Source organism: Paraburkholderia aspalathi, from assembly GCF_900116445.1.
GTDB classification, from domain to species: Bacteria; Pseudomonadota; Gammaproteobacteria; order Burkholderiales; family Burkholderiaceae; genus Paraburkholderia; species Paraburkholderia aspalathi.
Genome location: NZ_FPBH01000031.1, coordinates 90,219 through 108,071 on the forward strand (window position 1 = coordinate 90,219; position 17,853 = coordinate 108,071).

Below are 17,853 nucleotides of genomic sequence, written 5' to 3' on the forward strand. Positions count from 1 at the left end.
GCGTCATCGGCGCGTGTTGCAACACACGCTGGAGCGATGCCGCCGGCTCCAGGCGCTCTGGCAGTATAGGCGGCTATCCGGAACGCCGAAGAGGTTTTCCGGTTTTACCGCATGTGCTTTTCGTGGGGCTGCGGTCCGAAGCTAGACTGCATAAATTTCAGGGTTGTCCACCAACGGCAAAAACTCTCCTGTGCGCCCATCGAGTGCGAGCATGGCGCCGCTTTCGATATTGAAGATCCAGCCGTGCAGTCGCAACGATTTGTTTGTGAGGCCCACAGCCACTGACGGATGCGTGCGAATGTTCGCGAGTTGCGCCATCACGTTATCTTTGACGAGAGCGTCGAGCCGCTCCGCATCTGACGCATAAGTTCGCGATGCGTTAATCGCTTTCGCCGCATCGGCGTGACGGAGCCAACCCGCCACGGCCGGCAGATGGTCGAGGTTCGTGCACGTGCAGATCGCCGTCATCGCCCCGCAATTGGAGTGACCGCAAATCACGATATCCCGCACGCCCAATACCGCCACCGCGTATTCAACAGTGGCCGATACGCCGCCCGGTTCCGGGCCGTAAGACGGCACGATGTTGCCCGCGTTGCGGATCACGAACAGCGCGCCGGGCTCCACCTGGGTCAATAGCTCAGGAACGACACGGCTGTCCGAGCAGGTCACGAACAGTGTGCGTGGATTTTGCGCAATCGATAAGCGCTTGAACAACGCGCTTTGCTGCGGGAAGACTTCGCGTTGAAAGCGGATGAATCCTTCTATGATTTCCTGCACGACGTTCTCCGGATAGTCAATACCTCGGCCTGCCAGGCACGCGGCAAAGGTCCAAGGCGTATTTGCGATCGGTTGGCGCGACTATACCGCAGCACATAAAAAAGCCGAAACTCACGTTCATGTACTTGACGGCGTTGCAATTGATCGTGTCGGGACTCGTTGGCATCGCTCATGCGCATCGGGCAGTTCAGATTATCCCTGTGATTGCAGGCGAAGCGCGCTATTTGATTCGTTGCCACACGACTTTCGACGATCCATAGCCGAAGGCGCCAGGCGTGATGTACGTCAGCCGGTCACCGTCGAGCGTAAATGGGCGGCGCTGAACATCCGCGTCCCAATTCGGAAACGAACTCTTTTGAATGTGAAAGACGATAATCCGCGCCGCGGGGTCCACGGTATACGTGCCGAAATGCGCGACACTGCCGCGAGCGATCTTCGCGTTTTCTTCCGCCGTGCCTTGCTGCCTTTCCCCTGAAGTGAACTTCGGCAGATCGGAACTCAGCACGAGCAGCACGTAGCGCCCGTCATTGCCGAAGATGAGTTGCCCCTGCGGATGCGGACCGAGCAATTCCACTTCGTTGCCGCTCTTCGCCACCGTCAGCGAAACGAGCGACCACGACCCCACGAGGCTGTCCGCGGTTTGAGCAAAAGCGCTTCGCACGGGCGCGCACCATACCGCGAACGCGACCACGATGGCGGCGAAGACCTTGGGCATTGGTTTCATGACGCTCTCCACGCGCGCGAGGACGTGAGACGTGAGGTCAGACGAATCCATCGCGCTTCGCTAGTGCGGATTGGGCTCGAGGGTTCGAGTGCTTTGAAGCGTAGGTGGTTTGCGAGTGAAAAGCTATCGGAGCAGGCCCGGCGGATAGATGCCGGACCGCCCTCCCAGGTCAAGGCCCGGAACGTTGAGACCTCAGTTGAAATCCCCGGTTTCGAGCTCCACGGATCGTCCCCCGTTTTTCTCGAGGACTCGCCGCGTAGCATTTTCAATCCGCGCGCGATTGGCCTCGAAGGTACCGACCAGATTGTGGGCCGACGGACCCTCGTTGCCGAAATGGTCGTTCAGCGCATCCAGCGACACGCTGCACCAGACGTCAGCCCCATCGACATTAGCTTCGAAGGCTACGCGCGCCGCTGCCACCACTTCACGGCGTCCGGTGAATTCGATCCTCATAATGACCCTCCATTTAGCGAAAGTAGCGATGAGCGCGCAAAGGCTGTGCCAGGCTGATGCTTTGAAGCCGAATCAAAGCCGCTTGAGCCTGGCCATTGCTGGGCGCTCAGCACACATTCTCCGCAAGGTGCATACTCGACATCGGCCGCCTTCGTGCGGCCGCGCTTTTGCGTCGCGGCGTGCGTGCCACCTTTCACGCCGTCAGACGCTTCCAACATCCTAATACTACCCGCCCCATGTCCCGCAGCCCGCAATCGTCGCGTCCCTTAGTCATTGCCGCAGTCATGGCATCAATGGCGATGGTCGCCATCGAAGCCACCATCGTTTCCACCGCCATGCCGCAGATCGTCGCCCAACTCGGCGATCTGCATCTGTATAGCTGGGTCTTTTCGTCGTTCCTGCTGACGCAAACGGCGATGACCGTGGTGTTCGGCAAGCTTGCCGATCTCTATGGGCGCAAGCCGGTCATACTCGCCGGCATCGCCATCTTTCTGCTTGGCTCGGTACTGGCCGGCTTCGCCTGGTCTATGCCCGCCATGATCGTGTTCCGCCTGATTCAGGGTGTCGGCGCGGGCGCGATCCAGCCGGTCACGCTGACCGTCGTCGCCGATCTCTATCCGGCGCGCGAACGCGGCAAGGTGCAAGGCTATCTCGCCAGCGTGTGGGCCATTTCAGCAGTGGTCGGCCCGATGGTGGGCGGCTTCATCATTCACAACATGTCGTGGGCGTGGATCTTCTGGATGAACGTGCCGATCGGTCTTGCCTCAGCGGCGGGCTTCATCGCGTTCCTGCGCGAATCGGAACGGCATGCGCGTCCGTCGATCGACTTCGCGGGCGCGGCGCTATTCATGGCGGCGATCGCGGCACTGATGATGGCGCTGACCTATGCTGGCGACGACGACATCGCCAAGGCATCGCTCGCGGGTGGCGCGTTCATGCTGTGCCTGCTGTTCTTCGTGTTCCAGGAACGCCGCGCAACCGAGCCGATGATCTCGTTCGCGCTCTGGAGCCGTCGGCCGATTGCCGCGTGCAATGCAGCAACCGTGCTGTCCGGCATGATCCTGATGGGCTCCACCACCTTCCTACCGATGTATGTTCAGGGCGTGCTGCACCGCTCGCCGGTGGTTGCCGGTCTTGCGCTCACGATGATGATGGTGGGCTGGCCCGCGGGCGCGACACTCGCGGCGAAGACGTTTCACCGTATCGGCTTGCGGCGCATTCTGATCGGCGGCAGCGCGTTCATCCCGATTGGCGCGGTGCTGTTGCTGTTCCTGCAGCCTGGCGGCTCGCCGCTTATCGCGGCGTTCGGTTCGCTCATCATGGGCTTCGGCATGGGCACCTCGAGCGTCAGTTCGCTGGTGCTGATTCAGGAGATCGTCAAGATGGACGAGCGCGGCAGCGCCACCGCATCGAATCTCTTTTCGCGCAATCTCGGCAGCACGCTCGGCGCGACGCTGTTCGGTGCGGTGCTCAACTTCGGACTCAGTCACTCGAAGGACGTCGCCGTGGTGACGTCCGATCAGTTGAAGGCGCTGCTGCAGAATCAGGTAGCGAGTCTTGTCGATAGCGACATGATCCGCATGGTGTTGCATCAGTCGCTGCACCTGACCTTCATCTCGATCTTCGCGATTGCGATTTTTGTGGTCGTGCTGCTGGGCTTCGTGCCGGCGATCAACATCGGGCCGGCGAAGCAGGTGCCGCTTGAAGCGCTCTCGCCGCTTGAGGACTGAGCTTTGCTACTCGCCGCCCGCAGGCAACGTGGCGGCGAAAAAATCGATTGCCCGTTGGGCCGTCTGCGCATGGATCGCATCGCGATCGACGCCCGGATTGTCCATGCACATGCTCGCAAGGTGTTCGACGCCTGCGGGCAAGCAGGTATCGAGAAAGGTATAGTGCGACGCGCCCGGCACCGTCGTGACGGTTGCCTTCGGCATAAAGCCCGCGATGCGGTGAATGTTGGTGTCCACCGGTGCGGTCACGTCGGCTTCGCCCGCAAGCAGCGACACGGGAATCACGACATCCGCGAACGAGGTGCTGTCGAATGCCTCGCCCAGTGCCGGCGCGATTGCAAAGACCGCCTTGATGCGCGGGTCGCGATACGAGTCGCCGGCGCGCGCTCGCGACTCCTTCGTCTCAGGCGAAAGCGTGGCGAACGTCAAGGCAGGCGCGGCGGGGTCCTCGTGAATTCTGGACGCTTCCGGCGGATGACAGATCGCATCGGCCTGCGGTGACGAGCAGAAATGCTCGAACGCCGCCAAATCGGTGCGCGCGCCCGCCAGTTCAAGAACCGTATACCCACCAAGTGAGAAGCCCACCGCGCCGATCCGCTCCCTGTCGACATGCGGCCCCAGCATCGGATCGGCAAGCACGCCGTCGAGCACCTCGCTTGCGTCCGTGGCGCGTTCCCACCAGAGCATGAAGCCGTCGCGGGTCATCGGCTCGACTGCGTTGTTACCCGGATGGTTGGTACCGGCGACGATATAGCCTGCGGCGGCCAGCGCCGATGCCAGCCAGTCGAGACTGTCCGCGGTGCCGCCAGTGCCGTGCGAGAGCACGAGCAGCGGATATTTTGCGCGAGCGATGGACACAGGCGCATCCACGACAGCGGGATGCCCGTGGAAAAACGGACGACCGTGCGCGCCAATGTCATGCGCGACTTCCGAGAGTGTCAGATCAGCGGGATACCAAATGCTCGTCACCAGCGCCTGCGTCTGCGCCCCACGCCAATGACGAGCCGCAGCAGGATGAAAGACACGCGTCGCCTCGCCCACATGCCAGGCGGCCTGATCTCCCGGCGCGGCGGCCGCCGCCGACCACAACGCCGCCGCGCATGCGAAGGCGGCACAGTAACGACGAAACATGTTCAGTCCTTGCGAATGGGGATCATCAGGTCCGTGACGCAGGCGTGCTGCAAACCGGCAACCATCAGGTTCCGGTACACCTCAAGGCCCGGACGGTCGTCGTGCGCATAGCCGCTTTGCGGCAGCCAGCCGCCGTAGAGCGCCCGGAAGGTCGGCGCGATCAACGCATATGGACCGATCAGCCGATGGACCGCATACAGGCCGCCCTCCACGCGCACCGCCTCGAGTGCCTCGCCCTCCACCGCTCGCGGCACGCGAGGAGGCGTGGCGACGATGCCGGCGTAGTACTGGAAGCGACCGCTCAGCGCGGGATCGTGCATACAGATGCCGACGCGTTGACCCTTCGTCGAATTCCCTTCGCTGCGCAGTATGTCCATCAGCGAGCGGTAGGTCTGCCCGATCGTCGCGATGGGTCCATCGTGGCGAAGGCACATGAGATCGATCGGTGCGATCTCGGCGAGTTCGACCGACGGCAAAACCGACATCTGGCTTTCAGTCGCGGCGGCCTCGCATGGCTCGCTTGTGCGGCGCGCTTTCGACGGTGCGGCGAGGCGTTTCTGCCGCGCCTTGAATTCGCTCGGCGTGACCCCGGTGAAACCACGAAACGCGCGCGCAAAAGCTTGCGGACTGTTGTAGCCAGCATCGTGCGCGACCGTTGTGACCAAAGCAGAGGCATCGGTCAGCCGTTGCGCGGCCTGGGCGAGCCGCAGCCGTTGCACGGTCTCGACCACACTCTCGCCGATCAATGCGCGATAGATGCGATGGAAGTGATAGGGCGAGAGATGCGCCACTGCGGCAAGGCTTTCGAGCGTGTGTGGCGCGCCTGGCTCCACCAGGATTGCCTCGATTACGCGGGCAATCCGTCGACGGTAATCGCGTTCGGTGCTGGGCTTCATCATCGCGCTAGGATAGCCGCGTCATGGCCGGAAAATGGTGCAGAGCTTGCGAAATTTTCCGGGCGCGGCGCGCATGGGTCACGCCTCAACCACCGTCCCGGCAGAGCCTCACCATCCACGCATAAACCGCGTCCACGGCAGCGGAACGCGCCGGTTGGGCGGAGCGCATCAGCCAGAGCGGCGCGAGTGGGAAGCCCGGGACCTGCGGCAAGACCTCGACGCGCCCGCTCGTCAATGCATCCCCGGCGGTGAGCCGCGACACCATCGCTATGCCCGCTTCCTGCTCGGCTGCCGCCACAAGGATGCGGGGGTCGTCGACCGTCATCGCACGCCGCGTGCGCAAACCACCGCGCCTCAACTCAGGCAACCACGGGGCCCACTCCGGACGCTGCTCGAGCACCAGCAAAGGCGCCTGCGTCAACACCTCGGGAAAGGACGTCGAATGCAGACGGCGCGCGGTCACGGGTCCGCAGATAGCGACCGCCTCCTCGTCGAGCAAAGGCTCGCAGATCACTTCGGACGTGCGGATCTCCTTCGCGGAAACGATCAGGTCGACATCGACACGATCGATCTCGTTGACCTCGTCCCCGGTAACGAGCCATATCTCGATGTTCGGCATGGCCGCCGTAAATGCCGGCATGCGCGGCATGATCCAGCCCGTCGCGAACTGCGGCGCGCAATAGATGATCACGGAATCGGGGTTGCCATAGGGCTCGATGCGATCGCGCCCATCCGCGAGGGTCGTCATGGCAGACGTTACGGTCTGCGCAAATAGCAGACCGGCCGCCGTCAGCGCGACGCCGCGTCCAATCCGCCGGAACAGCGGCACCCCGGCCCACTCCTCGAGTTGCTGTATCTGATGGCTGATCGCCGACTGGGTCAGCGCGAGTTCTTGCGCCGCGCGCGTGAAGCTGCCGAGGCGCGCGGCGGCGTCGAAAGCGAGCAAGGCCTGCAGAGGGGGAAGTCTACGCATCGGATCGCCACGGTCAGGGAAGGTATTAGAAATATCGATACTTCCAGCAAGATTCTTCGCTTTTCGCCGGAATATTGCCTCGCAATCATAGCGCCAGTTGCCCTTCACACGCCTCGTGCCGTTTCTGCAGACATGAGAAATATTTGTGTGACGGCGCTCATTGAAACTGACCGGATTGACGTGTATGACCCTGAACCTGAACGCTTTGCACCCCGCCTCGACCGCTCCTGCCGCAGGCGCCGACGCGGCCGGCCAACCTCATCCGCCCACCTACGCCGGCGTGCTGTCTTTCATGCGCCGGCCCTACACGCGCGATCTCACCGGCGTCGACGTCGCCGTATCGGGCATTCCGCTCGATCTCGCCACGACCTTCCGCCCCGGCACACGCTTCGGCCCGGCGGGCATGCGCGCCGCCTCCGTGCAACTGGCCGAACTGGGCGCGTTTCCGTGGGGCGTCGACCCGTTCGATCATTTAAACGTGGTCGACTACGGCGACTGCTGGTTCGACGCCCACAACCCGCTCGGCATTCGCGACGCGATCATCGCCCACGCCCGCGAGATCCTCGCCACGGGCACCCACATGCTGACGCTCGGCGGCGACCACTACATCACCTACCCGCTGCTGATCGCTCACGCTGAAAAGTACGGCAAGCCGTTGAGCCTGATCCACTTCGACGCGCATTGCGACACGTGGCCGGACGACAACCCCGATTCGCTCAATCACGGCACGATGTTCTACAAGGCGATCCGTGAAGGGCTGATCGATCCGGCGCGCTCGGTGCAGATCGGCATTCGCACCTGGAACGAAGACTTCATGGGCGTGCGCATTCTCGACGCGCCGTGGGTCCATCGCAACGGCACGCAGGCAACCATCGACGAAGTGCTGTCGATTGTCGGCGATGCGCCCACGTACCTCACGTTCGACATCGACTGTCTCGATCCTGCCTTCGCGCCCGGTACGGGCACGCCGGTGGCAGGTGGCCTGAGCTCGGCACAGGCGCTGGAAATCGTTCGCGCGCTGGGCGCCGTGAATCTGGTCGGTGCGGACGTGGTGGAGGTGTCGCCGCCCTACGACCACAGCGACGTTACCGCGCTCGCCGCGGCCCACCTTGCCGCCGACATGTTGTGCCTGATGCGCAATCAGAAACTGCAACGACATCAGCGTATGTAAGGCCGCGACCGCTCTCTGTTGAACCCTCTCTGGACGACAACCATGCCCCACACCTTCATGAAGCCGAGGCCGAGCGCATCGCTGCTGGCAGCGCTGTTGTTCTGCGCATTCGGCACTGCCGCGCACGCCGACGAAAAGCAGCTCAATCTGTACAACTGGGCCGACTACATCGCGAAAGACACGGTGCCGAACTTCGAGAAAGAGTCCGGCATTCATGTGCAATACGATGTCTACGACGGCGACGAAACCTTGCAGGCGAAACTGCTGACGGGTTCTACGGGGTACGACGTCGTGGTGCCGACCTCGAACTTTCTCGCCAAGCAGATCGAAGCCGGCATCTACCAGAAACTCGACAAATCGAAGCTGCCGAACCTGGTGAACCTCGACCACAATCTGCTCAAGCTGGTCGCCGATGCGGACCCCGGCAATCAGTACGCGGTGCCGTGGGCATGGGGCACCACGGGGCTCGGCTATAACGTTACACGGGTCAAGAAAATTCTCGGCAACGATGCGCCGCTTGATAGCTGGGACATCCTTTTCAAGCCTGAATATCTGAGCAAGCTGAAGACTTGCGGCGTGTCCATACTCGACGCGCCGACCGATGTATTCGCGGTAACGTTGCACTATCTCGGGCGCGATCCGAGCAGCGTGAATCCGGCCGACTACCAGGCCGCGTACGACGCACTGAAGAAAATCCGTCCGTACATCACGCAGTTCAACGCGACGAGCTATATCAACGATCTCGCGGGCGACGACATCTGTTTTGCTTTGAGCTGGTCGGGTGACGTGTCGATGGCGAGCCATCGCGCGCGCGAAGCCGGCAAGAGTTACGAGGTCAAATACTTCATTCCTCAAGGCGGTGCGCCGATCTGGTTCGATATGATGGCGATCCCCAAAGATGCGCCGCATCCGGAGGCAGCGCTCAACTGGATCAACTACATCGAGCGCCCGGAGGTTCATGCCGGGATCACCAATGAGGTGTTCTATCCGAATGCGGACGCCGCCGCGCGCAAATTCGTGCGGCCGGAAATTCTCAACGATCCGACCGTGTACCCGCCTGAATCCGTGCTGAAAACACTGTTTCTGCTCAAGCCCTTGCCCGCCCAGATCAAACGTCTGGAAAGCAGGCTCTGGGCACAGTTGAAGTCAGGGGGATAAGGAATCGGCTGAGCCGGTGGTGTAGGGGTCAGCCGCCTTTCGCGTACAACGTCGACTCCGCGAATCCTTCGGCCGCCAGCACCTGTCCCACCAGGATCAGCGCAGTCCGCTCGATGTTGGTGGACTGCACTTTGCCGACGATATCGTCGAGCGTGCCGGTGATCTTTTCTTCATCCGGCCAGCTGGCGCGATAGATCACCGCGATCGGACACGCGCCGCCGTAATGCGGCCGTAGTTCATCGACGATGCGTGCAAGATGGCGCACGCCAAGGTGAATCGCCATCGTCGCGCGATGTCTCGCGAGATCGGCGAGTTGCTCGCCTTCCGGCATGGTCGTTTTGCTTGCGAAGCGCGTGAGGATCAGCGTCTGCGAAATATTGGGCAAGGTGAGTTCGCAACCGAGTGTTGCTGCGCATGCCGCGGTTGCTGTGACGCCGGGCACGATCTCGTAGGGAATGTCGAGCTCACGAAGTCTGCGAATCTGCTCGCCGATCGCGCCGTACAAGGACGGGTCGCCGGAATGCACGCGCGCCACGTCCTGGCCTTTGTCGTGTGCGGCCTTGAGTAAGGCGACGATCTGATCGAGGTCGAGCTCGGCGGTGTTCACGACCTGCTCCGCGCTATGCCCCTCGAGCACAGCGGCCGGCACCAGCGAGCCGGCATACAGGATCACCGGGCAGGTGCGCACAAGGCGTTGCCCTTTCACCGTGATCAGTTCCGGGTCGCCGGGACCCGCGCCGATAAAAAACACCGTCATTCACTACTCCATGATTCGTTTGGCCGGCATGTCATGCATGACATGCGCCACTTAACCTGAGACTTGCAATGCTTCCAGCAAGTCGGCCACGTTTGCAAACTCGCGATCGACTGCAGGCAATGCAGGACGCCGCAGCATGACCACCGGCAGGCTACGTTCGCGCGCGACTTCGAGTTTCGCTTCAGTGGCGCTGCCGCCGCTGTTTTTGCTGACGACGACATCGAATGCTTCGGCGCTGAACAGTGCGCGCTCGCCTTCGAGCGTAAACGGGCCACGTGTCGCCAGAATTCGCGCACGCGGATTGGTTTCGTTTGCGTCGAGGCAGCGTACCGTCCAGAACTGGTGCTGCGGGATTTCGTCGAGATGCGCGAGCGGTTCGCGGCCGAGTGTGAACAGTGGCCGCTTGAATGAAGCGAGCGCGATCGTGAGTTCCGTCCAATCGTCGACCATGCGCCAGTCGTCGCCGGCTTGCGGCTGCCATCCCGCGCGACGCAGCGCCCAGCACGGTACGCGCGCCGCACTGCTCGCTTTCGCGGCATTGGCGCTGATCTGCGCGGCGTACGGATGTGTCGCGTCGATCACGAGACTAATGCGTTGGTCCTCGATATAACGCGCCAACCCTTCACTGCCGCCGAAGCCGCCCACGCGCACCTCGCATGACAGATCGTCCGGCACCTTGCCGAGGCCCGCGAGACTATACACATGCTCAGGGCCGAGTTGCCTCGCGATACGCAAGGCGTCGCCGGTTCCGCCGAGCAGCAGAATCCTTGTCATTGCGCGACCCCGATCAGATTGCCCTGGCGGTCAATCGCGAACATTTCGACCGCGACCTGCGGCGGCACGATATCGCGCGCTACGGCGAGCGCATGCTGGCAGACAATGTTGCCGAGCGGCACGTGTTGCGCATGCGCCAACGCGACCGCCTGCTGGCTCGTATTGGCGGCGAGGATCGCCGCCTGTAACGCGTCGTCGGCGCCAAATTCGGCGGCCCAGCTTGCAAGCCGTTCCAGATCGATGTTCGAATTGCGGCTATGCAGATCGAGGTGCCCGGCTGCCAGTTTACTGAGCTTGCCGAAGCCACCGCACACACTCAGGCGCTCGACCGGCGCGCGCTTCATATGCTTGAGCACCGCGCCGACGAAGTCGCCCATTTCGATCAGTGCGATGTCCGGCAGACCATAATGCGCGCGCATCGCGTCTTCACTTGCGTTGCCGGTGCATGCCGCGAGATGCAGGTAACCGTTCGCACGCGCGACGTCGATGCCCTGATGAATCGAGGCGATATAGGCCGAGCACGAAAACGGCCGCACGATGCCGGTGGTGCCGAGAATCGACAGGCCGCCGAGAATGCCGAGGCGCGGGTTCATCGTTTTCAGTGCGAGTGCTTCGCCGCCTTCGACGCCAATCGTTACTTCGAAGCCGCCTGCATATCCATGTTCCGCGGCGAGCTCGGTCAGATGTTCGGTCATCATCTTGCGCGGGATGGGATTGATCGCTGGTTCGCCGACTGGCAGCGTGAGGCCGGCGCGAGTCACCGTGCCAACGCCTGGCCCCGCGCGGAAGATCACACCCGGTTCGGCAAGCAAACGCACGCGGGCGAATACGATCGCGCCGTGTGTCACGTCGGGGTCGTCGCCTGCGTCTTTTACGGTGCCGGCTTCCGCGCCATCGGCGGTCAGGCGGCAGAACACCAGTGGCATCGGCACGAGCTGGCCCTTCGGCAACACGATCTCCGCGACCTCGCTGACGATACCCGCGAGCAACAGACGCGCGGCTGCGAGCGACGTCGCGGTGGCGCAACTGCCGGTCGTGTAGCCGCTACGCAGCGGCGCGGGTTGTTCGGGCGTTTCTTCGCGCATTACGGATGGAATGGTGAGTCGGTTGAACCGGTGGACGTGCTGCATGTGGCGCTCGCGCTGCTGGCCAGCTTCGTCACCTCCAGCAGCGTAATCGGCAACGCCTGGCGCCACGTATCGAAGCCGCCGAGCGGCTGCGCGTCAGCCAGCGCGATGCGAGTCAACGTGCCGCCGTGTTGCTCACGCCACGCCGCCAGCGCTGCCTCGCCTTGCAAGGTCACGGCATTGGCCACCAGACGTCCGCCGTCGCGCAGACGCGCCCAGCAGGCGTCAAGCACACCCGGCACCGTCACGCCACCGCCGATGAACACGGCATCCGGCACAGCCAAACCTTCCAACGCATCAGGCGCCCGGCCGGCCACCAGTTGCAAACCCGGCACGCCCAACGCATCGCGATTGTGTTCGATGAAGCGCTGCCGCTCCGCGTGCCCTTCGATCGCGATCGCGCGGCAAGTCGGGTGTGCACGCATCCATTCGATGCCGATCGAGCCGCTGCCCGCGCCCACGTCCCATAGCAATTCGCCGGGCGTCGGCGCGAGGCGCGCCAGTGTGATCGCGCGAACGTCGCGCTTCGTCAACTGACCGTCGTGGCGAAAGGCATTGTCGGGCAAACCGACGGTCAGCGGCAAACGCGGGGCGCCTTCCGTTGCACGGCATTCAAGCGCGATCAGGTTCAGCGCCGCCACTTCGCCAGCGGACCACTGATCCGCACGGCCATCGATACACCGCTCCAGATCGCCACCCAAATGCTCCAGCACGGTCATCCGGGTCGCGCCGAAGCCGCGTGCATTCAGCAGTTCGGCCAGCGCGGCGGGCGTGCGCCCGTCTGCACTCAGCACGAAGACGCGCGCGCCGTCGTGCAAATGAGCATTCAGCGTCGGCAACGGCCGTCCCACCAGCGAAACCGTGGCGACGTCCTGCAACGGCCAGCCAAGCCGCGCGGCCGCCAGCGACAACGACGAGGGCGCGGGCAGCACCCGCAAATCACCCGCTGGCAACTGCCGCGCGAGAGTCGCGCCGACACCGAACAGCATCGGATCCCCGCTCGCCAGCACACACACGGGCCCTGTACGCTCCGCCAGCAAAGGCGCGAGATCGAACGGCTTCGGCCATGCCGCGCGGCGCGCGGCGAGGCGCGCGGGCAGCATCGCCAGATGCCGTTCGCCGCCATAAACCACCGACGCTTCCAGCAAAGCACGCCGCGCGGGCTTCCCCAAGCCGGCGAAGCCGTCATCGCCTATGCCCACCACGGTCAGCCACGCCGGCATGCATCCATCCTCTTTCTGTATCTTCAAATAATGCGCTGTGCCACGCCGATCAAAGCGTCCAGCCTCGTTGTGCTGTTCGAAAAAAGGCATAATACAGCCGCCGGTGCCCTTCGGGGCCGAAGAGGGAACACAGTGTCGCTGTGGCTGCCCCCGCAACTGTATGCAGCGAGTCCGCCTGCGCTCCGCGCCACTGGTTCGACCGGGAAGGCCGCGGCGGACCATGACCTGCCAGCCAGGAGACCTGCCGGCCAGACTGTTCGTGCCAGCCTACATCGGGCGGGGTGTACCGATGCCGTAGCAACGGCCGCTTTGCGGCTTGCTCGGGCCGTCGCGCGACGCTCAACCCGGTGTCCGTCTTGAATCAAGCTTCGCCCTCCACTGCTTTGCCTGACGCGGCTCTCGTGCTGCGGCCTTCGGCGTGTCCGGGGCTGCTGCGCATCGTTGCCGCGCGCGATGGGGGGATCTGCCGGATCAAATTGCCCGGCGGCGAGTTGAGTGCGGCGCAGGCTGCGGTGATTGCTGATGTCAGCGAGCGGTATGGGGCGGGCGTGGTCGAGCTGACCAATCGCGCGAATCTGCAGGTGCGTGGCGTGCGAAGCGGGCATGAGGCGGCGTTGATCGCGGCGCTGGTCGATGCGGGGCTTGGGCCGATTCCGACGGGCGGTGCGGTGGATGCTTCCGGCGTGCTGCTCGCGACCTCGGCGGACGATGTTCGCAATGTGATGGTGAGCCCGACTGCCGGACGCGATCCGTTTGCGCTGTTCGATACAAGGCCGCTTTGCGTTGAACTGCTCACCTTGCTGCAATCCGAAGCGCGTTTCGCGGCGCTATCGCCGAAATTCGCGCTTCTGCTCGATGGTGGTGAGCGTCTTGCCAGACTGGATCATCCGCATGATGTCTGGCTCGCGGCGACGCAGGCCGAAGACGATGTGCGATTTGTGTTTGGATTGGCGGGTTGTCCGCCAGCTTTGGCGAATGCCGATGCATTCCAACACATCGCGCATAGCGCCGTTGACCATCCTCATCCGAATTACGCCGGCGCTCTCGCCGCCGTGCTGCCTTCGCAAGTCACAGACCTCGTCTGCGCGCTGCTGCACACGTTCCTCGATCTGGCCGCTCCAGATGACACGCGCATGCGTCACCTGCTCGCCGCGCATTCCATCGACGCCGTATTGCAGCACGCTCAAACGTACGTCGATTTCCCGCTGTCACGCGACACATCGCTTGCAAACTGGCAACGCCCCACACCTGCCGATGCCACGCTCCGACTCGGCGCGCACGCACAGCGAGTTGTGGGAATGCTGCACGTAGGCGGCCAACCGCCGCTCGGACGCCTCGACGCCACGACCTTGCGCGGCCTCGCCACGCTCTCGCAACAGCAAGGCAACGGCACGCTGCGCATGACGCCCTGGCAAAGCGTATTACTGCCCGATATCGCTGCCGATGCCGCGCCCGCCGTGCTCGCTGAAATGAATGCGCTGGGGCTCGCCTGCGATCCCGCACAACCCATTACGCACTTAATCGCCTGCGCCGGTTCCACAGGCTGCGCGAAAAGCCTCGCTAACACCAAAGCCGACGCGTTACTTCTAGCGGATCGCCTGCCCGACGGCGTCGACGTCCATCTGAGCGGCTGTCCGCGCTCATGCGCCGCCGCACATTGCGCGCCGTACACGCTGCTGGCCGCGGCGCCCGGCACCTACGACCTTTATCGCCGCGACGGCCAGCCGGGTTTCGGCTCGTGCGTCGCGCACCAACTCACGATCGAACAGGCCGCCGATATGCTCGACCCATTGGCACACCCGGCCCGGAGCCCCTCAGATGCTTGATTACATTCGCGACGGTCAGGAGATCTATCGCCAATCCTTCGCGACGATACGTGCGGAGGCCGACTTATCGCGTATCCCTGCCGACCTCGAGAAACTCGCGGTGCGCGTGATCCACGCCTGCGGCATGATCGACGTCGTTGAAGATCTTCAGTTTTCCGAAGGCGCAGGCGCCGCGGGCCGTACGGCGCTCGCGCAAGGCGCGCCGATTCTGTGCGACGCCGGCATGGTGGCGCAAGGCATCACGCGCGCTCGACTGCCCGCGAACAACAACGTGATCTGCACGCTCACGCATCAGGACGTGCCTGCGCTCGCGCGCGAACTCGGCAATACGCGCTCGGCCGCCGCGCTCGAATTGTGGCGGCCGCATCTGGCCGGCAGCGTCGTCGTGATCGGCAATGCGCCGACCGCCCTCTTTCATCTGCTCGATATGCTCGATGCAGGCGCGCCAAAGCCCGCGCTGATCCTCGGCTTTCCGGTCGGTTTTGTCGGCGCGGCCGAATCGAAAGCGATGCTGACCGAAGACAGCCGCGGCGTGCCCTTCGTCGTGGTTCACGGACGACGCGGCGGCAGCGCCATGGCCGCCGCTGCCGTGAACGCACTGGCGACGGAGGTCGAGTAAATGACCGTGCAAGGACGTTTATTCGGACTCGGCGTCGGCCCCGGCGACCCGGAACTCATCACGCTGAAAGCGCTGCGTTTGCTGAAAGCGGCACCCGTGGTCGCGTATTTCGTCGCGAAGGGTAAGAAGGGCAACGCCTTCAGCATCATCGAGGCGCATTTGCATGACGCTCAACAGCATCTGCCGCTCGTCTATCCCGTCACGACCGAAGCGCTCGAACCACCGCTTTCGTACGAGGCGATCATCGCCGACTTCTACGACACCGCTGCGGAGGTCGTCGCCGGCCATCTCGATGCGGGTCGCGACGTCGCGGTGATTTGCGAAGGCGATCCGTTTTTCTACGGCTCGTATATGTATTTGCACGACCGCCTCGCAGCCCGGTTCGAGGCTGAAGTCGTGCCCGGTGTGTGCTCGATGCTCGGCGGCGCAGCGGTACTTGGCTCGCCGCTGGTGTATCGCAATCAGAGTCTGTCGGTGCTCTCCGGCGTGTTGCCAGAAGACGAACTACGCCGACGTCTGGCCGATGCGGACGCAGCCGTCATTATGAAACTGGGCCGCAATTTCGATAAGGTGCGGCGCGTGCTCGGCGAACTGGGGCTCGCGCATCGTGCGCTTTACGTCGAACGCGCCACCATGGGCAATCAGCGCATCGTGCCGCTCGACGAAGTCGATCCGATGGCCTCGCCGTACTTTTCGCTACTCGTGGTGCCGGGGGAAAAATGGCAAGGTTGACGCCACCCGCGATCGTGATTCTCGGTGCGGGCGCGTTGGAGACCGCACGGCGTATCCGGATGCTGTATGCCGGATGCCAGGTTCATGCCTTGCAGGGCCGAGTCGAGGCTGACGTCTCGTACACGGAACTCCGCGCGCATCTGTGTGATCTGTATGCGCGCGGTACGCCAATCATCGCGCTGTGCGCTGCTGGGATCGTGATCCGTTGCGTGGCGCCCTTGCTGTCGAATAAAGGCGTCGAGCCTCCGGTGCTGACCGTTGCAGAAGACGGCAGTGCGGTCGTGCCCTTGCTCGGCGGCCTTGCAGGCGTTAACGTGATGGCTCGCGAGATCGCGGCTGCGTTGAACGTGTCGCCAGCGATCACGACGAGTGGCGAATTGCGCTTCGGAACATGTGTGCTCAATCCGCCTGAGGGCTATGCGCTTGCCGATATAGCGCAAGGTAAGCGCTTCGTGTCGGATCTTCTGGCTGGTGAAAGCACGCGCATTGAGGGTGAAGCGCCGTGGCTCGATGATGCGCAACTGCCTCGCTCGGAATCGGCACGTCTCGTGATTCGAGTGACGCCGCGTGCGTGGGATGGGCGAGATGATGAGTTGGTGATTCATCCGCGGAGTGTGGTGGCGGCGGTGGCCGTTCCGAGTCCGGGTGCGTCTTCCAACACCGATACAGACCTCGCTACCAATTCTGATCCTGATACGCAGACGACTTCCGGCGAGCGAATCGCCGCGCTCGTACATGAGGCATTGAACGCGCACGGTCTTGCACCGCTTTCGCTCGCAGCATTGCTGATTCCTTCCGAACACATGGCGAACCCGGCGCTCGCCGATGCCGCGGCGAGCCTGAACGTGCCGCTGCGTTTTGCCCAGGCGGGCCCGGAGGACGGCGAGCCGCCGAGCAATTTGCTGCACGCCGCGCTGCGCGTCCCTTATCAAACCTTGCATGACGACGCGGAAGCAGGAGTCGCGCTCGCGCTAGCAGCGCTGGCAATCGACCCGGACACAATTGGCCGTACGCGCGGCCGCTTGACCGTGATCGGCCTCGGCCCCGGTAGCGCGGAGCTGATGGTGCCCGCCGCTCGAACAGCGTTGAACGAAGCCACCGATATTCTCGGCTACGAAACCTACGTGAAAATGGCCGGCCCCTTGCGTGCCGACCAACGCGTACACGGCACGGACAATCGCGAAGAGATGCAGCGGGCGCGCCATGCGTTCGAACTGGCGAGCACGGGACGGTCAGTGGTAATGGTGTCGTCGGGTGACCCTGGCGTGTTTGCGATGGCGGCCGCGGTGCTTGAAGCGCTCGAAGAAGGCGCTTCGACGAACGCCGACTGGCGGGCGGTCCAACTCGCCATCGTGCCGGGGGTATCAGCTGCGATGGCAACCGCAGCGCAAGCCGGCGCGCCGTTGGGCCATGACTTCTGCATGCTGTCGTTGTCCGACAATCTGAAACCGTGGAGCATCATCGAAAAACGCCTTCGGCATGCGGCCGAAGCGGATCTGGTGATGGCGTTCTACAACCCGATCTCCCGAGCACGGCCGTGGCAATTGGATAAAGCGCTGGACATCGTGCGGGAATATCGCACTGCCGCAACGAAAGTCGTGCTTGGTCGCGATATCGGCAGAGCGGGCAGCACACTGCGCACGATCACGCTCGGTGAACTGCGTTCCTCCGATGTGGACATGCGCACGATGGTGATCGTCGGGTCGTCGACGACACGCGCGTTTGCTAACGGTATCGATGGCGATGAATGGGTTTACACGCCGCGGTGGTATCAGTGAGCAC

At 63.4% G+C, this 17,853-nt stretch carries 17 protein-coding genes and 1 riboswitch; of the genes, 7 read left to right on the plus strand and 10 right to left on the minus strand.

Annotated elements, in window-relative coordinates; translation table 11 throughout:
- Positions 1-141: 141 nt before the first annotated feature.
- The 3 genes from BM438_RS35235 to BM438_RS35245 all read right to left on the minus strand — a co-directional run bounded on the left by BM438_RS35235 (position 142) and on the right by BM438_RS35245 (position 1,954).
- Positions 142-777, minus strand: coding sequence for a carbonic anhydrase (locus BM438_RS35235; RefSeq protein ID WP_093644324.1), 636 nt, complete (start codon positions 775-777; stop codon positions 142-144).
- Between the two features lie 220 nt (positions 778-997).
- Positions 998-1,501: a lipocalin-like domain-containing protein gene (locus BM438_RS35240; RefSeq protein WP_234486592.1), complete on the minus strand. Its 504-nt coding sequence runs from the start codon at positions 1,499-1,501 to the stop codon at positions 998-1,000.
- A 192-nt stretch (positions 1,502-1,693) separates the two neighbouring features.
- Complete coding sequence (locus tag BM438_RS35245; RefSeq protein ID WP_054035399.1) at positions 1,694-1,954, minus strand: DUF1488 family protein; 261 nt, start codon at positions 1,952-1,954, stop codon at positions 1,694-1,696.
- 236 nt (positions 1,955-2,190) lie between these two features.
- Between BM438_RS35245 and BM438_RS35250 the strand changes: the two genes are divergently transcribed.
- On the plus strand, positions 2,191-3,684 hold the full coding sequence (locus BM438_RS35250) for an MDR family MFS transporter (RefSeq protein WP_093644327.1): 1,494 nt from the start codon (positions 2,191-2,193) through the stop codon (positions 3,682-3,684).
- A gap of 6 nt (positions 3,685-3,690) precedes the next feature.
- Here the strand turns inward: BM438_RS35250 and BM438_RS35255 are convergent, their stop codons facing one another.
- From BM438_RS35255 to BM438_RS35265, 3 genes are all read right to left on the minus strand, one after another.
- Positions 3,691-4,815 (minus strand): alpha/beta hydrolase family protein, encoded by a 1,125-nt coding sequence (locus tag BM438_RS35255; RefSeq protein WP_093644329.1) that lies wholly within the window; start codon positions 4,813-4,815, stop codon positions 3,691-3,693.
- Between the two features lie 2 nt (positions 4,816-4,817).
- Positions 4,818-5,714 carry an AraC family transcriptional regulator gene (locus BM438_RS35260; protein ID WP_425270757.1) on the minus strand — a complete coding sequence of 299 codons (897 nt, stop codon included), beginning with the start codon at positions 5,712-5,714 and terminating at the stop codon, positions 4,818-4,820.
- A gap of 82 nt (positions 5,715-5,796) precedes the next feature.
- Positions 5,797-6,684, minus strand: coding sequence for a LysR substrate-binding domain-containing protein (locus BM438_RS35265; protein ID WP_093644331.1), 888 nt, complete (start codon positions 6,682-6,684; stop codon positions 5,797-5,799).
- Positions 6,685-6,868: 184 nt separating this feature from the next.
- On the opposite strand from BM438_RS35265, the gene speB reads away from it, so the two are divergent.
- Both speB and BM438_RS35275 read left to right on the plus strand, forming a co-directional pair.
- Complete coding sequence (gene speB / locus BM438_RS35270; RefSeq protein WP_167378509.1) at positions 6,869-7,855, plus strand: agmatinase; 987 nt, start codon at positions 6,869-6,871, stop codon at positions 7,853-7,855.
- Positions 7,856-7,897: 42 nt separating this feature from the next.
- Positions 7,898-9,013: a polyamine ABC transporter substrate-binding protein gene (locus BM438_RS35275; protein WP_406550511.1), complete on the plus strand. Its 1,116-nt coding sequence runs from the start codon at positions 7,898-7,900 to the stop codon at positions 9,011-9,013.
- Between the two features lie 28 nt (positions 9,014-9,041).
- Here BM438_RS35275 and cobM read toward each other — a convergent pair whose 3' ends face one another.
- From cobM to cbiE, 4 genes are read right to left on the minus strand one after another with little or no spacing between them, the layout of a single operon-like run.
- On the minus strand, positions 9,042-9,770 hold the full coding sequence (gene cobM, locus BM438_RS35280; RefSeq protein WP_093644333.1) for a precorrin-4 C(11)-methyltransferase: 729 nt from the start codon (positions 9,768-9,770) through the stop codon (positions 9,042-9,044).
- A 51-nt stretch (positions 9,771-9,821) separates the two neighbouring features.
- Positions 9,822-10,544: a cobalt-precorrin-6A reductase gene (locus BM438_RS35285; protein WP_093644335.1), complete on the minus strand. Its 723-nt coding sequence runs from the start codon at positions 10,542-10,544 to the stop codon at positions 9,822-9,824.
- The gene (locus tag BM438_RS35290; RefSeq protein WP_093644337.1) at positions 10,541-11,629 is read right to left on the minus strand and encodes a cobalt-precorrin-5B (C(1))-methyltransferase; all 1,089 of its coding nucleotides are present in this window, start codon (positions 11,627-11,629) and stop codon (positions 10,541-10,543) included. The genes BM438_RS35285 and BM438_RS35290 overlap by 4 nt, the downstream gene beginning before the upstream one ends.
- Positions 11,629-12,894, minus strand: coding sequence for a precorrin-6y C5,15-methyltransferase (decarboxylating) subunit CbiE (gene cbiE / locus BM438_RS35295; protein ID WP_093644396.1), 1,266 nt, complete (start codon positions 12,892-12,894; stop codon positions 11,629-11,631). Before cbiE ends, BM438_RS35290 begins: the two co-directional genes overlap by 1 nt.
- Before the next feature lie 84 nt (positions 12,895-12,978).
- Positions 12,979-13,157, plus strand: a riboswitch (cobalamin riboswitch).
- A gap of 84 nt (positions 13,158-13,241) precedes the next feature.
- Here cbiE and cobG point away from each other — a divergent pair.
- From cobG to cobJ, 4 genes are read left to right on the plus strand one after another with little or no spacing between them, the layout of a single operon-like run.
- The gene (cobG, locus tag BM438_RS35300; RefSeq protein ID WP_093644398.1) at positions 13,242-14,720 is read left to right on the plus strand and encodes a precorrin-3B synthase; all 1,479 of its coding nucleotides are present in this window, start codon (positions 13,242-13,244) and stop codon (positions 14,718-14,720) included.
- Positions 14,713-15,339: a precorrin-8X methylmutase gene (locus BM438_RS35305; protein WP_093644339.1), complete on the plus strand. Its 627-nt coding sequence runs from the start codon at positions 14,713-14,715 to the stop codon at positions 15,337-15,339. The genes cobG and BM438_RS35305 overlap by 8 nt, the downstream gene beginning before the upstream one ends.
- Positions 15,340-16,071, plus strand: coding sequence for a precorrin-2 C(20)-methyltransferase (locus tag BM438_RS35310; RefSeq protein WP_093644341.1), 732 nt, complete (start codon positions 15,340-15,342; stop codon positions 16,069-16,071). It abuts the gene before it with no gap.
- Positions 16,059-17,849: a precorrin-3B C(17)-methyltransferase gene (gene cobJ, locus BM438_RS35315; protein ID WP_093644343.1), complete on the plus strand. Its 1,791-nt coding sequence runs from the start codon at positions 16,059-16,061 to the stop codon at positions 17,847-17,849. Before BM438_RS35310 ends, cobJ begins: the two co-directional genes overlap by 13 nt.
- Positions 17,850-17,853 lie beyond the last annotated feature (4 nt).